This is a genomic window from Anatilimnocola aggregata (genome assembly GCF_007747655.1).
Lineage (GTDB): Bacteria > Planctomycetota > Planctomycetia > Pirellulales > Pirellulaceae > Anatilimnocola > Anatilimnocola aggregata.
The window spans coordinates 3,260,362-3,273,695 of the sequence record NZ_CP036274.1 but is presented as its reverse complement, the minus strand read 5'-3'; the positions used below and the strand labels follow the sequence as shown (position 1 = coordinate 3,273,695).

Sequence of the window (13,334 nt, the reverse complement as noted above, 5' to 3'; positions counted from 1 at the left end):
AACTACATCCGCGTCTTGAGATTGATCTCGCTCACCTGCTCGTTCAGGGTCCAGAGGTCATACAGCCAACCCATTCCCAAGAGTCCAATGGTGCAAAACCAGAGCAAGCCGGTCAGCCATTTGCCCATGTAAAATCGATGGAAGCCGAGCAGGCCAAAAAAGGCGAGTAGCACCCAGGCCGCGTTGTAGTTGATCGGGCCTTCGGCATACTTGTTGTCGGCCTGGCGATCCATCGAAGGAATCAGAAACAAGTCGATCAACCAACCGATGAAAAAAAGGCCGAAGGTGAAAAACCAGATCGTGCCTGTAATCCGCTTGCCATAATAGAAGCGGTGAGCGCCAAAAATGCCGATCAGCCAGCACAAGTAGCCAATCAGAACCGAGTGGGTGTTGTTCGGGCGAGCCATACTTCCAACCGACACGGAGGGCACATTCATGGAGCGAGCCACCTTTCTGTGAGCGAAGCTAATTGCCGCGAATCAGCAAACGTATTGGTATTCGCTGGGCAAGCCTCGACATTGCCGCAATGTAGCGAAGTGCCAGCCCGAAGGGAATGAAGCGAGGTTGCCAGAAGTATTGGGTTGTGAGCGACTCGTTGGGCCAGGGACTGGGCAGGACCTTAGCCATGCACGCTGGCATTGAAGTTAGCCTGCAATTCGGGAGGGCGAGGCTCCTGCCGAGCCGCAAACCGTTGGTCGTCGCTTCCCTTCGGCCATTTCAATCGATTTTGGGAACGGGATTCAATCGTCGACGGCGATTTCATCGCTACCACGGCTCGGCAGGAGCCTCGCCCTCCCATACTGGCTACAGGCGCGAATGGTCATATTTTCCTCTGACGCGTGACCAGACGTGTCACGAGTGTGTGGTTAGATGGGGAGGGAATCTGCCCGGTCGCAGTTGCAAACTGGGGCGAGAGGTATCGGTGCGCGCGAAATGATTCGCGGCGAAGTGGGTGGAAGTTGCACTAATCAGCTGAACGAGGTTGCCAGGAATGATCGTGTTGATAGGTGCATCGTGGCGGAGGGTGAAGACGGCAACAACGTTGAACAGACCCCCGTTTGGGGCATGTTCAGGCTGGAGTTGTGAACAGGAGACGAAGCCCCGTTCCCGAGTCATTCCATGACTCGGGCATTCTCAGTCACGGAGTGACTGAACTCCGAAAAAGCCCCCCTGAATGGTGCCTGTTCAGGGTCGACCGCTGAACAGGGGTTTAAGGCTGAGAAGCGGGACCGCCGAATAGACGCAAAGCGTTTGAAGGAAATTAGTTGCAATCCGAAGACCACCCCGACTGTTCGCCGCAAACACAGTGAAATTCCGACTGTTCAAAGGGACGATTCGCCGCAATCGGCACGAAGTTCGATCGTTGGTACAGTGCGGGGAAGCAGGTTGTAATCCGCGCGGCCGAGTAGACATGAATGGGACTATTCAAACCAAGTGCTGAGTAGCAGAGCCAGCTATGGTCCGCACAGCGGACCCTACGAGTGGGAGAGTGGGGCGCGAACCTATTGGCAATTGCCTGTTTCCTGGTCCTAAACTAGGCTGATGGTTTGCCTGGTTCGTACCGGATAGATGTCAAAAATAAGAGAGTTTGCCAGTCGTGAAACGCGTTGTCGGCATGGTCGGGTGGCGGGGAATGGTCGGTTCGGTCCTGATGCAGCGGATGCAGGCCGAGAAAGATTTCGCTGAGGTCGAGCCCGTGTTTTTCAGCACGTCGGCTGCTGGCGGCGCTGGTCCCACGATCGACGGCAAAGAGACAGGCAAACTGCAAGACGCCGGTAGTATTGACGCCTTGAAGAAGATGGATGCGATCATCACCTGCCAAGGTGGCGACTGGACGAACGAGGTCTATCCCAAACTTCGGGCCGCAGGCTGGAACGGTTATTGGATCGATGCTGCTTCGTCGCTGCGGATGAAGGACGACGCGGTCATTATTCTCGACCCGGTGAACGACCACGTCATTCGAGACGCAATGGCTAAGGGTGTGAAGAATTACGTCGGCGGCAATTGCACGGTCAGCTTGATGTTGATGGGCTTGCAAGGACTGTTCAAGGCGGGCCTGGTCGAGTGGCTGACGAGCATGACCTATCAGGCTGCTTCTGGTGCCGGTGCGCAGAACATGCGCGAGATGCTGAGCCAAATGGCGGTCGCCAGCGGCAGTGTGAAAGAACAACTGGCCGATCCCGCGTCGAGCATACTGGAAATTGACCGCCGCGTGAGCGAAGTCATTCGGAGCGGCGACTATCCCACGAAGAACTTCGGCGTGCCGCTGGCCGGTAGTTTGATTCCGTGGATCGACAAGGATTTGGGGAACGGCCAGAGCAAGGAAGAATGGAAAGGGGAGGCCGAGACGAACAAAATCCTCGGACTGACCGGCGACAAAGTGATTCCTGTGGAAGGACTGTGCGTCCGGATCAGTGCCATGCGTTGTCATAGCCAGGCCATGACGATCAAGCTGACCAAGGACGTGCCAGTCGGCGAGATCGAAGGGATGCTCGCTGCAGCCAATCCCTGGGCGAAGGTCGTGCCTAATGAGCGGGAGCGATCGATTCGCGAACTGACTCCCGCCGACATCAGCGGCACGCTCAACGTGCCCGTCGGTCGCCTCCGCAAGCTCGAACTAGAGCCCACAAACAAGGGGCGGTATCTCTCGGCCTTCACCTGCGGCGATCAACTGCTGTGGGGCGCTGCCGAGCCGCTGCGCCGCATGTTGCGAATTGTGGTGGGGTAGGGCAGGGGGGCGAGGGAGGAAGAGAAAAAGGGTTGAAGGGAGGGAGAGAAAAAGAAAACTCTTCACTCCTCTAACTCGTTATTGAAAACCTGACTTCCGATCGAGCTTCATCCTAAACTCTTCATCGCTTCCTCCCTTCAACCCTTCTTCCCCGCTCCATGCCTACCTTCAAACTCACGCTGGCCTACGACGGCACTGACTTTGGTGGTTGGCAATGGCAGCCCAATTCGAGGACGGTGCAGGCGGAGTTAGAGAAGGCAATCGAGCGGATCACGCAGCAAAAGGTTCGTTGCACCGCGAGTGGGCGAACCGATGCGGGTGTGCATGCGCTGGGGCAAGTGGTGAGCTTTCAGTGCGAAACGGGCCTGAACTGCGATGTGCTGCGGAAGGGGATCAACGCGGAACTACCCGACGACATGATCGTCTGCGATCTGCAATTCGCGCCGGCCGAGTTTCATGCGATTCGCGATGCAGTGCGGAAACGCTACCGGTATGTCGTACAGGATGGCCGGTTGCGAGACATCTTTGCCCGCGAGTATGTCTGGCACGTACGGCAGAAACTGGATGAACGCCTGATGTGGGAAGCCTCTCGCGCGCTCATTGGAACGCACGACTTCAAGAGTTATCAATCCACCGGTTCCATGCGACTGACGACCGAGCGGACAATTCTCGACCTGCTTGTTGAAAGACGCGAAGCGGAGTTGACGTCGCGCGTGATTATCGAAGTCGAAGCCAACGGCTTCTTGTACAACATGGTCCGCAACATCGTCGGCACGCTGGTACAAATCGGCAAGGGCTTGTATCCCGTCAGCTTTGCGGCCGAAGCGCTCGCGGCCTGCGACCGCCGCGCCGCGGGAATGACCGCGCCGGCTCAAGGGCTGTTTTTGATCGGCGTCGAGTATGATGGCTACGACGATCCCGAGATGTCGGCTTCGCTGCGGGCCGCTCATGCCGCTGCCAATGCTACTGAACTGGCCAACGCAGAAATGCTGGACGAATAGAATCGCATGCGAGTCGCCCACATCATTACGCGGATGATCGTCGGCGGCGCGCAAGAGAATACTCTCTACAACTGTCGTGACCTGCTGGAACTGCACGGCGATGATGTGCTGCTGATTACCGGGCCAGCGATTGGTCCGGAAGGGGATTTGCTGCAGCAGGGCAGGGGAGGGGGGCGCGAAGTCCCCGTTGAGCAAATAGACTCCTTGCGACGGGCCATCGACCCGCGCAATGATCTGGCCAGCTATTTTGCAATCAAGCGAGTCCTCGCCGACTTTGAACCCGATGTCGTCCACACGCACAGCGCGAAGGCCGGCATCCTGGGGCGACTCGCGGCGTGGGAGTTGCAAGTGCCGGCGATCGTTCACACCGTTCATGGCGCGCCATTTCATCCCTATCAATCGTGGCCGACCCGCACGTTCTATCGTGCCTGCGAGAAGTACGCCGCGACCCGCTGCCATGCCCTGATCAGCGTGGCCGATGCGATGACCGATCAGCTCGTCGCGGCTGGCGTAGCACCGCGCGAGAAGTTCACGACGATTAGCAGCGGCATGGATGTCGACCCTTTCTTGCAGGCCGATGAGCACCGCGCGCGCGTGAGGCAGGAACTGGGCTTTGCCGAGAGCGATATCGTGGTGGGCAAAATCGCCCGCTTGTTCGAACTCAAAGGGCACGACGATGTGATCGCTGCTGCTGCGCAGGCAATTGCCGCGAACCGAAACGTCAAGTTTCTTTTCATCGGCGATGGAATTCTACGCTCTCAACTGGAAGCGCAGATTGCTGCGGCAAATCTTCGGCAGCATTTCGTCTTCACCGGCTTAGTTCCGCCGTCCACGATACCGCAGTATCTGGGCGCGATGGACTTGCTCGTGCATGCGAGCCTGCGCGAAGGTCTCGCCCGCGCCCTGCCTCAGGCGCTGATCGCTGGCAAGCCGGTGGTGAGTTACGACATCGATGGCGCGCGCGAAGTGACTCTGCCGGAGCGGACGGGATTCTTGATTCCGCCTCGCGATATTGATGGCTTAGCGCGAGCAATCATTGCGCTGGCAAACGCTCCAGACTTGCGAGAGAAATACGGGCAAGAAGGTCGGCGGCTATTTGCCGATCAATTCGGGCACCAAACCATGACCCGGCGGATCCGAGAGTTGTATTGGCGCGTGCTGCGGGGTTAAAAAATCGGTAGTGCATAAGCCAATGAACCACCGCCGCAGGGGCGGTGGCGTTTTTTGAAGGACGTTTGTCGAACGGTTTTACGGCGAGTAGGGTGCCTTGGTCATGAATACTGCGTCGACCTTGAGCACGATCTTGCCATCGGCTTCGGAGGCATCGCGGGCCTTGATCCAATCGGGGTCGACACGGAACGCATCCCACGACTTCTTGGCGGCAGCTTCACTTTCGTGCGAGATAACATAGATCAGTGTGTTTTCGGATTTGGCTGTGTCGGTCGGAATCCAATACATCTCGTTCTTCATGCCATGCTTCTCAAACAGCTTGAGCGTGTGCTCTTGAAACCGCTTGTTGAGCGCCGGCAACCGACCGGGATGCGTTGTGTAAGTGCGAAGTTCATAAACGCGTGGCACAGCTTTCTCCTGGGCAGATACAGAAAGATTGGTGGTGGCGGACGCGAGTCCGATGAGGGCAAGGCTGGTGAAGAGCAGACTAAATCGGCAGCGCAGCATGGGGTGAGACTCCAAGGAAAGAACGGCGGAAGTGGGACTCGCCTGAGTTTCGCACGCTGAGTGGGCAGTGAAAAGTCGGGGCAGGGGAGGGGGAGGCAAAGAGATGATTGCGACGAGGACCACTCGTTGGCGATAATAGGGAGCACGTGCGTGAACTGCCTTGAGACGAGACTTCCGATGAATCGCCCCACTGCGAAGTGCTTCGCCTGGCTGACGACCGGATTCTCACGATCGTTGGGTGCGGCGAGCGACTTGCTCTTTCCGCCGGCGTGCACCGTCTGCGGCGATTTGTTCGAACAGCCGGGAGAACTTCCGGAGCGGGCGCGGTTGCTCTGTCTCGGTTGCGAGCATCAGCTGTGGGCGCGCGAACGTAACTATTGTCCACGCTGTGCAATGCCTTACCCCGATTTGCCCAATCCCAACGGCGACTGTGTGGATTGCCGAAAGCATCGCCCCGCATTTGACGCCGCGCGAACCCTCGGTGTGTACGACGGCGTGTTGCGGGACGCAGTCTTAAGAATGAAGAACCCGGCCTATGAAACCCTCGCGCGGCAAATTGGCGATCTGTTGGCCGAGCGAATCCAGCAAGCAGAGTTCACTCCAGCTGCCGACGTCGTTGCGCCAGTTTCTATGCACTGGCTAAAGCGAGTATGGAGAGGAACCAACCCGGCCGAGTCGTTAGCCGGATCGATTTCGAGTGCTATGAATAAGCCGCTAGTGAACGACCTGGTTCGGTGCAAGAAGTGGCTTGCCAAACAGCATCACTTGCCAGCCAGCGAGCGGCAGAACAACGTGCGCGGCGCATATACCGTCGGCTGGGGATTCGATATTCGCGGCGCGAATGTGCTTTTGGTCGACGACGTCATTACGACCGGCGCGACGAGCCACGCGATTGCCAAGGAACTGAAGAAGGCGGGCGCGGCACGGGTCTATGTCGCCGCTGTAGCGCGGGCGACAGGCTTTGTTTAAGCAGAATGTACGTTAGCCGCCGGAGACGACGGTGAAGTAGCTCGGCACTACGCGGTCGAAGTATTCTGGCTTCATTTCCACCGGTATGGCGTTGTAAACGCAGAAATTGCGCACCTGATTGAGCAGATCGCGCGGCTGGCAGCGACGCAGCGGACGACGGGCCGGTTTGTAGTGTTTCTCGATTAAGTGATCGACCACTTCCGGCTTGAATTCGCAGCTGAGCGACTTGCAGCAGATTTTAAAGAGAAGATGAAACTCTTCGCGGCCCGGATCCTTCACTTCGATCTTGTACGGAATGCGGCGGAGGAACGCTTCGTCGGCCAAATCCTTAGGCTGCAAATTCGTGCTGAAGATGATCAACTGCTCGAAGGGTACTTGAATCTTCTTGCCCGTGGCTAGAGTGAGAAAGTCGAAGCGGTTTTCGAGCGGCACGATCCAACGATTGAGTAACTCCACCGGTTGCATCCGCTGACGACCGAAGTCGTCAATCAGGAGGCAGCCGCAGTTGCTCTTCAACTGAAGCGAAGCCTCGCTGACATTGCTGCGCGCGTCGTTGCGGATTTCGAGGGCATCCATCGTCAATTCACCGCCAACAATCACCGTCGGCCGGCGAATCTTGACCCAGCGGCGGTCGTGCTCGGCAGCCTTGAGGAGCGAAGTGCCACTTTGTTCGAGCGGCTCGTGAAAGGCGGCATCGAACAGCTTAATGAATTGCCCGTCTTCGGTGATCGTGCGCGGAATCCAAATGTGTTGTCCGTAGCAGGCCGTGATTCGCTTGGCGAGCGTGGTCTTGCCGTTACCCGGAGCTCCATACAGAAACAGACCAGCTCCGCTGTTGACGGCAGGGCCTAGCATATCGAGCATCTGCTGCTCGACGGTAATATCGGAGAACGCCTTTTGCAGTTGGCGCTTTTGCGGGGCCTCAGCACGGATCGTCTGAGCCTCGACCGAGACGATGTAATCGTCGAGTGGCACCGGTGCCGCTCCGATGTACGAGCATTGCTCCATTGCAGTCCGCGCTCGCGCGCGACCCTGATCGGTGAGCGTGTAGTTGTAGTCATTCAACTGAGCGCTGCCGCTATGGATAATCAATTGCCGCTGACGCAGCGAGTTGAAGATCGGATCGAGGATCAGATAGTTGATGCAGACGTTCTCGGCAATTTGCCGGCCGCTGGCCGAGCCTAGTAACAGCAGATACTTGAGGACAAGCGTCTCGACCACTGTGCCAGTGAGTCCGGTTTCTTCAATCGTCCGCGGTTCCGCGGGGCGAAAGCTGTCTTCCGACAAAATCGACGCCAAGAGATTGCCAGAGGCGGGTGGGGCAGCAACAGCCGTCATTGTTCAGTCATCCTACAGGGGGAGCGAAATTTTCTCCTGCTTCCTGTAAGCCTAGGTCACGATCTGATTCGCTAACGAAAAAACCCTCCGCACGGAAGGTACGGAGGGTTCGGATTGTAACAATGGAGGCAGGCGGACTGCCTGGGAACGTACGTAGCTTATTGGTCTTCAAACAGCAGCAAACTGACAATGGCGTCGATTTCATCCCCCAACGTACTGAAGTTGGTACCTGCACCACCGTTGAAGTAGGCACGCTTCGCGATAATGAAGTCGGCATCCAGCGTATCGTTGCCACCTTCCAAGTACGCATAGATGTTGAACGTCGAAACAATATTTGTCAGCGTGACCGCGTCATCTCCCGCACCGGAGAAAATGGTCAGCGAACCGGGCAAAGTGGGCAGGCGACCAATCAATGACGGCAGGTCGAATGGCAACCGATTGACGTCGATGCCCAAGGCCTGAATCACCAGGTCAGCGAATTCCTGATAGTTGTCCCTTGTCAGCCCCGTCTGCACTTCGTTGAGCGTGATCGTGTCGGCGCCACCATAGGCGTAGATGTTGAAGGCGAGGCCGGCCAGCACATTGGAAGCTTCGATGTTATCGATGCCATTGCCCCCCATGATCGTCAACGTGCCGTAAGCACCGGTATCGATCGCCAGAGTGTTGCCTGAGTCGGTGTTGCTGCTGGTTCCCAGCGAGACGGTCGAGGTCAAAGCATAGCCGCCAAATATATTGACTAAGTCGTTGTCGGTCGCATCTCTACTGGTGGCCGCCACGCCGGAGTTGATCGACGCCGTCAACGAGATGACACCAATGATATCGATGGTGTCGTCTCCGGAGTAAGTGTTGACGGTCAGTACGCCAGTCACGGTGTTGACAACTGCCACCGCGTCGTCTTGCATGCCCGTGGTTTGAATGCCGCCATCCACCGTAACAGAAAGGGAAGGTAAGGCCAGGTTAGCAGCTGGAATCAACCGCCCCACCACATTGACGGAGATGGTATCGCCACCAGTGCCACCGTTCACCACCGTCGTTCCGAGTACTTGAGCAGGCACAATCGTAAAGGGATCAAACGGATCGGGTTCGGCAGAAATAAGGACGGTATCATCGCCGGCACCTGCATTCACGAGAATGCTGCGCACGATTAGGTTCTCTTGGGGACCGGTGATCGTCTCATCATCGAGACCCACGACGTTAAAACGCCCGTTGGGTTGCTGGAAGATTCCAATTACGTTGTCGCCACTGTCGCCCGTAACGCGGAGCGCGCCACCGACGAGCGATACGGCGACATTGCCTGCCAGAACTTCACGGCGTTCGAGGCTTTCCAAGAACAACCGCCTAGGAGTGGATACCGGTTTGCGAAATGTCTTCATGCCAGATTCCTTACTTGAGCGCTCATGTCATACAAAGATCTTGTCGCATCCCTCAGAAACCTCATCCGCATCCTTACAAAACGACTGCGAACAGTGTTGGCAGAAAAACCACTGCAGTCAACTGGCATTTAGCATTTCTGGGCAATTTCCCCTGGTTTTTGCAATTTAGCTCCGTTCCGAAATTGCAAGTTCGGCGCGCAAAATAAAACACGCCCCCAGCTGCTTGTATGCAGAAGAGGGCGTGCGAAATGTCTTCGCGGAGTTTAGTAGTTCGTCTTCGCTAAAACTAAGGGAAGGAGACCACCGACTTTGTTCCCGTCGTGGTCACGTCGTCGTTGAACGTGTCAATCCCTGCCCCACCATTGAGGCTGGCGGTCTTGGCTGTAACCGTAGTCGTCGTCAGGGTATCCACTCCACCAGCCATGATCACCGACAATGTGTTTACAACTGCCACATTGGTCAGAGTGACTTCATCGTCCCCTTCGCCCGAGTTCAACGTGGCAGCTTTCGTCGACACGTTACTGACGCTCAGGACATCTGCACCACCAAGTAGTGAAATGGTGAGGGAAGTTGCCGGATCGCCATTCAAGGCGGTCAGACCGTCAATGGTAACGGTGTCAACGCCGGCACCACCGGTGACGCTGACGCTGTTGGCAAGTACTGTCGTCAACGACAGGAAATTCTCGCCAGCGCCCAAGTTGGCGCTAAGCAGACTCGACGCGGTGAAGTTTGTGGCCTCAATATCGTCGCCGTCTTTGCCACCCGTGATGCTGGCAGTCTTCGTGGCGACGTCGAACATGTCGACCGTATTCAGACCACCGCCGAGCGTAAGTGACAGAGAAAGTGTGGCGGTGAGTCCATCAATCGCAACTTCATCCTCCCCTTCGCCAGTGTTGATGTTAGCAATTTGGGTGATTACATCTTCCATTGCCAGGGTGTCGAGCAAGCCACCGGCCAAAGTGATGGCCAGCGAAGTGGCAACGTCGACATCAACGAGTTCAACTTCATCACTCCCTTCACCCGTGTTGATGCTCACCGAACCAGGAATGCCACGAATCGACTTAATGTAGTTATCCAGCCCGAACGGTAGTGGTCCGATTTCTTCGGCCAGGTCAATAAAGTCTTGTTGCGACAGACCGGCCTTCAAACCCTCAGCCTCGAGGGAGTCATCACCGGCACCAAGATTGAACGAAGCATTGAGCACGCCAACGTCGAACAGTTCGACATCGTCAACACCCTTGTCGCCCGTCACGCTCAAGTTGGCAATCAACACATTGCTGGCAAAGAAGTCATTGCCATCGCCCGAAGTAGACGCGGCTCCGAGCGACACGATCGCACTGAGTGCTGCGGTGAGACTCAGTTCGACGTCATCGTTATCGGTGGTCTGCGTTCCAGTGCCACCAACATTGATGTTGATGGTTGGGATGACCGCCAAACCCAAGCTGACCCGGTCGTTGCCATTGTAGGTGGTTGCCGTCAACGAGTTGGCAAACGTATTGCCCACGTTCAGAACATCGTTCTGAGAAGTACCAGTTTCAGACCCGCCATTGAAGACGATCGCAGAGGTAAACTTTGGCACCCCGGGAACACCGGTCGGCCCACCATTTACAGCAAGGGTTGCAGTGTCGTTACCGGCAGCGCCATTGATGGTTACGCGGCCAGAGACAATCGCTGGGGGAAGCAGAGCCAGAGCGGCACCACGTCCTGCGGCTCCGATGAATGGCAACGCACTAAGTCCAGTTGCAATAAAACCGGCGGCTGTGGCATCAGGCGCCGAAAAAATCGCGACCGTGTCGTTCTCTGCTCCGCCATCAAACGTGATGTTCGTGACTTTGCCAACAATGGGAAGATTGTTATTAACGGCTGGATTCGGATCGCTGGCCTTAGCTTTCACCATGGTCCCGCCGGATGAAGTACGGCCGAGCACATTGAAGTTGCCGTCGGCGTCCTGCCAAATGACAACGCTATTTCTTGCCGCGTCGCCGGTGATCTTTAGTGTGCCCGCCGAGAGCGTGGCGAGCACGGTGCCAGCTAGCACTTCACGGCGTTCGAGGTTCTCCAGAAACAGGCGGCGTGCCTTGGGCTTGGCGTTGGTACGATTCTTCATGGCGGGGACTCCAGCGAGAGCAATACAGGGATGTGGGGTTAACGCAGCAGCCATTTGAGGGGTATCGCCTCGCCTTTTTGACTGCATTTGCGGTTATTACCGTAATGTCCAGATGAATTATGTCAATCTCTCGAAACACCACAATTTACCTATTTTTACTATTTTAACCGTTGTTCGGTCGCGTAATCACAAGCTGGCACATGGCTTACGGCGAACATTAATTTCACCCGAAAGTGCGATAAACACGAGAAATTTTCGGCCGGTAGAATGACTGCTCCCCCTGTAATTCGCTGATTTTGCCACTTGCTACGAAAGGTCACCTCCCCATGAAGGCCGCTTACATCGAACGCACGGGGCCGCCGGATGTCATCCAATTTGGCGACCTGCCACAGCCCAAAATTGGCCCCGCGCAAGTCCTGGTGAAGGTCGGCGCGGTCGCGGTCAACCCCATCGACACTTACATCCGCAACGGAGCCAATTACTGGCCACTGCCGCAGCCGTTCATCATTGGCAGCGACCTGGCGGGAGTCGTCAGCGAAGTGGGTTCGCAGGTTACAGGCTTCAATCCTGGCGACCGCGTCTGGGCCAGCAATCAAGGGCTGATGGGCCGGCAAGGTTGCTTTGCCGAGTACTGCGCCGTCGATGCTCACTGGCTGCAACCCACTCCCAGCGATGTGCCCGACGAGGCTGCAGCGGCCAGCGCGCTGGTTGGCATCACGGCGCATCTGGGGCTATTCAATCGGGCGGCAATCAAAGCTGGCGAGTCCCTGTTTGTGAATGGCGGCTCGGGTGGCGTGGGATCCATCGTGGTGCAAATGGCCAAAGCGGCCGGCGCGCGCGTGATCGCCACGGCGGGCAGCGCAGAGAAGATGGCCGCCGTCAAAGCGCTTGGTGCCGACGAAGTGCTGAATTACAAGTCCGACGATATCGCTGCGGCCATTCAAGCGTTCTCTCCTGGCGGTGTGAATGTCTATTGGGAAACTACCCGCGAGCCCGACTTCGAAAAGATCGTCCCACTCTTGGCCGAGCGTGGCCGCCTCCTCTTGATGGCTGGCCGCGATGCCCGGCCCGCGTTTCCCGTTGGTCCGTTCTATGTCAAAGGTTGCTCGCTGCTCGGCTTCGTCATGTTCAAAGCGACGCCCGCAGAACAACGCATCGCGGCCGACGATATCAACCGCTGGCTCTCATCCGGTTTGCTCAAGCCACACATCGGCAAAGTGCTCCCCCTCGCGCAAGCAGCCGAAGCTCATCGCTTGCAGGAAGAAAACACCCTGCGCAAGAGCAACACGCTCTGTGGCAAAATCGTTCTCAAGCCGTAAATTGTTTGAACGCCGCAAAGGCGTTTATTGATTGAAGTGCGGCGACTGCGGCAGCGCGGTCGCTGGTACCACTTGCGAGAGTAACAACTCGTAGTAAGCGACGGTGAAACCGCAGCAGACGATGAGCGTGAACAGATCACCGACAGTGGTCAGAGTGCCGTCGATCACCCAATGGTCGATCTCCGGCATCAGCGCGCTGGGCAGGGAAGTGACGACCATCACAACCACCAGCGGAATACAAAAAAGTGCGAACATCAGCATCGAATAGAAAAAGTGCGGCTCCGTGATTTCCCAACTCTTTTGCAGCGGATGGAGTCCGCCGCGTCCCTCGGCAACAGCAATGGGGAGCGCGAACATCCAGCGAATATTCAAATAAACACCTGGAAAGATGCATAGAATCATCGCAGCGCTGATCGCCATGAAGCTCAACAGCATCGAGGGAAATACCGCCACGAAGCCGCGCAGCCCGCGGCCAATGGCAGCTGACACGTCGAGCGTCTCCTTCTGCAAATGTTGCCATGCAGCGGCAATCACCAAGGCCTCGGCCAGCAGTTGTACGGTCAGTTGACCAAACGTACCGAGCAGCGAAACATAGACCAGCGACATCACCTCTTCTTGTTCCAAAAAAGTGTAGATGACGAAGCTCAGCAGCAACTGCCAAGGCAGGCAGAGCACCACCAGCACGCCTAACATCATGGGCCAGATGTTAAGCAACAAATCTTGCAGCCTGCTTAGTACGCGAGCCCAAGTGGGCTCGGGAACTCGTTCGACGTGCGGATCGACCGAGCCTGGCGACGCATAAGGATTTGGCTGCGACATGGC

11 protein-coding genes are annotated in these 13,334 nt (G+C 56.8%); 5 read left to right on the top strand and 6 right to left on the bottom strand.

The window, feature by feature from the left end:
- Window positions 1-2: 2 nt before the first annotated feature.
- Window positions 3-437, bottom strand: a complete 435-nt coding sequence (locus ETAA8_RS12425) for an NINE protein (protein ID WP_202921787.1) — start codon at window positions 435-437, stop codon at window positions 3-5.
- A 1,160-nt stretch (window positions 438-1,597) separates the two neighbouring features.
- Here ETAA8_RS12425 and asd point away from each other — a divergent pair.
- From asd to ETAA8_RS12410, 3 genes are all read left to right on the top strand, one after another.
- The gene (gene asd / locus ETAA8_RS12420; protein WP_238397744.1) at window positions 1,598-2,728 is read left to right on the top strand and encodes an aspartate-semialdehyde dehydrogenase; all 1,131 of its coding nucleotides are present in this window, start codon (window positions 1,598-1,600) and stop codon (window positions 2,726-2,728) included.
- Between the two features lie 158 nt (window positions 2,729-2,886).
- The gene (gene truA / locus ETAA8_RS12415) at window positions 2,887-3,729 is read left to right on the top strand and encodes a tRNA pseudouridine(38-40) synthase TruA (protein ID WP_145088379.1); all 843 of its coding nucleotides are present in this window, start codon (window positions 2,887-2,889) and stop codon (window positions 3,727-3,729) included.
- 6 nt (window positions 3,730-3,735) lie between these two features.
- Entirely contained in the window at window positions 3,736-4,899 is a 1,164-nt protein-coding gene (locus ETAA8_RS12410; protein WP_145088377.1) for a glycosyltransferase family 4 protein, read from the top strand.
- A 78-nt stretch (window positions 4,900-4,977) separates the two neighbouring features.
- Here the strand turns inward: ETAA8_RS12410 and ETAA8_RS12405 are convergent, their stop codons facing one another.
- Window positions 4,978-5,406 carry an NIPSNAP family protein gene (locus ETAA8_RS12405; RefSeq protein ID WP_145088375.1) on the bottom strand — a complete coding sequence of 143 codons (429 nt, stop codon included), beginning with the start codon at window positions 5,404-5,406 and terminating at the stop codon, window positions 4,978-4,980.
- A 177-nt stretch (window positions 5,407-5,583) separates the two neighbouring features.
- Between ETAA8_RS12405 and ETAA8_RS12400 the strand changes: the two genes are divergently transcribed.
- Window positions 5,584-6,375, top strand: a complete 792-nt coding sequence (locus ETAA8_RS12400) for a ComF family protein (protein ID WP_145088373.1) — start codon at window positions 5,584-5,586, stop codon at window positions 6,373-6,375.
- 12 nt (window positions 6,376-6,387) lie between these two features.
- On the opposite strand, the gene ETAA8_RS12395 is transcribed toward ETAA8_RS12400, so the two are convergent.
- The 3 genes from ETAA8_RS12395 to ETAA8_RS12385 form a co-directional block, all read right to left on the bottom strand.
- Window positions 6,388-7,713 carry an ATP-binding protein gene (locus ETAA8_RS12395; protein WP_145088371.1) on the bottom strand — a complete coding sequence of 442 codons (1,326 nt, stop codon included), beginning with the start codon at window positions 7,711-7,713 and terminating at the stop codon, window positions 6,388-6,390.
- A gap of 158 nt (window positions 7,714-7,871) precedes the next feature.
- Window positions 7,872-9,086, bottom strand: a complete 1,215-nt coding sequence (locus ETAA8_RS12390; protein WP_145088369.1) for a hypothetical protein — start codon at window positions 9,084-9,086, stop codon at window positions 7,872-7,874.
- Between the two features lie 286 nt (window positions 9,087-9,372).
- Window positions 9,373-11,193, bottom strand: coding sequence for a hypothetical protein (locus tag ETAA8_RS12385; RefSeq protein ID WP_145088367.1), 1,821 nt, complete (start codon window positions 11,191-11,193; stop codon window positions 9,373-9,375).
- 326 nt (window positions 11,194-11,519) lie between these two features.
- Here ETAA8_RS12385 and ETAA8_RS12380 point away from each other — a divergent pair, with 326 nt between their 5' ends.
- Window positions 11,520-12,512 carry an NADPH:quinone reductase gene (locus tag ETAA8_RS12380; RefSeq protein WP_145088365.1) on the top strand — a complete coding sequence of 331 codons (993 nt, stop codon included), beginning with the start codon at window positions 11,520-11,522 and terminating at the stop codon, window positions 12,510-12,512.
- A 24-nt stretch (window positions 12,513-12,536) separates the two neighbouring features.
- Here the strand turns inward: ETAA8_RS12380 and ETAA8_RS12375 are convergent, their stop codons facing one another.
- Window positions 12,537-13,331: a glycerophosphoryl diester phosphodiesterase membrane domain-containing protein gene (locus ETAA8_RS12375; protein WP_145088363.1), complete on the bottom strand. Its 795-nt coding sequence runs from the start codon at window positions 13,329-13,331 to the stop codon at window positions 12,537-12,539.
- Window positions 13,332-13,334 lie beyond the last annotated feature (3 nt).

Coding starts and splice junctions, on each gene's coding strand:
- ETAA8_RS12395 (WP_145088371.1), bottom strand. CDS start 7,713: ATGACGGCTGTTGCTGCCCCACCCGCCTCTGGCAATCTCTTGGCGTCG.
- ETAA8_RS12385 (WP_145088367.1), bottom strand. CDS start 11,193: ATGAAGAATCGTACCAACGCCAAGCCCAAGGCACGCCGCCTGTTTCTG.
- ETAA8_RS12375 (WP_145088363.1), bottom strand. CDS start 13,331: ATGTCGCAGCCAAATCCTTATGCGTCGCCAGGCTCGGTCGATCCGCAC.
- ETAA8_RS12410 (WP_145088377.1), top strand. CDS start 3,736: ATGCGAGTCGCCCACATCATTACGCGGATGATCGTCGGCGGCGCGCAA.
- ETAA8_RS12380 (WP_145088365.1), top strand. CDS start 11,520: ATGAAGGCCGCTTACATCGAACGCACGGGGCCGCCGGATGTCATCCAA.
- ETAA8_RS12400 (WP_145088373.1), top strand. CDS start 5,584: ATGAATCGCCCCACTGCGAAGTGCTTCGCCTGGCTGACGACCGGATTC.
- ETAA8_RS12405 (WP_145088375.1), bottom strand. CDS start 5,406: ATGCTGCGCTGCCGATTTAGTCTGCTCTTCACCAGCCTTGCCCTCATC.
- ETAA8_RS12390 (WP_145088369.1), bottom strand. CDS start 9,086: ATGAAGACATTTCGCAAACCGGTATCCACTCCTAGGCGGTTGTTCTTG.
- ETAA8_RS12425 (WP_202921787.1), bottom strand. CDS start 437: ATGAATGTGCCCTCCGTGTCGGTTGGAAGTATGGCTCGCCCGAACAAC.
- truA (WP_145088379.1), top strand. CDS start 2,887: ATGCCTACCTTCAAACTCACGCTGGCCTACGACGGCACTGACTTTGGT.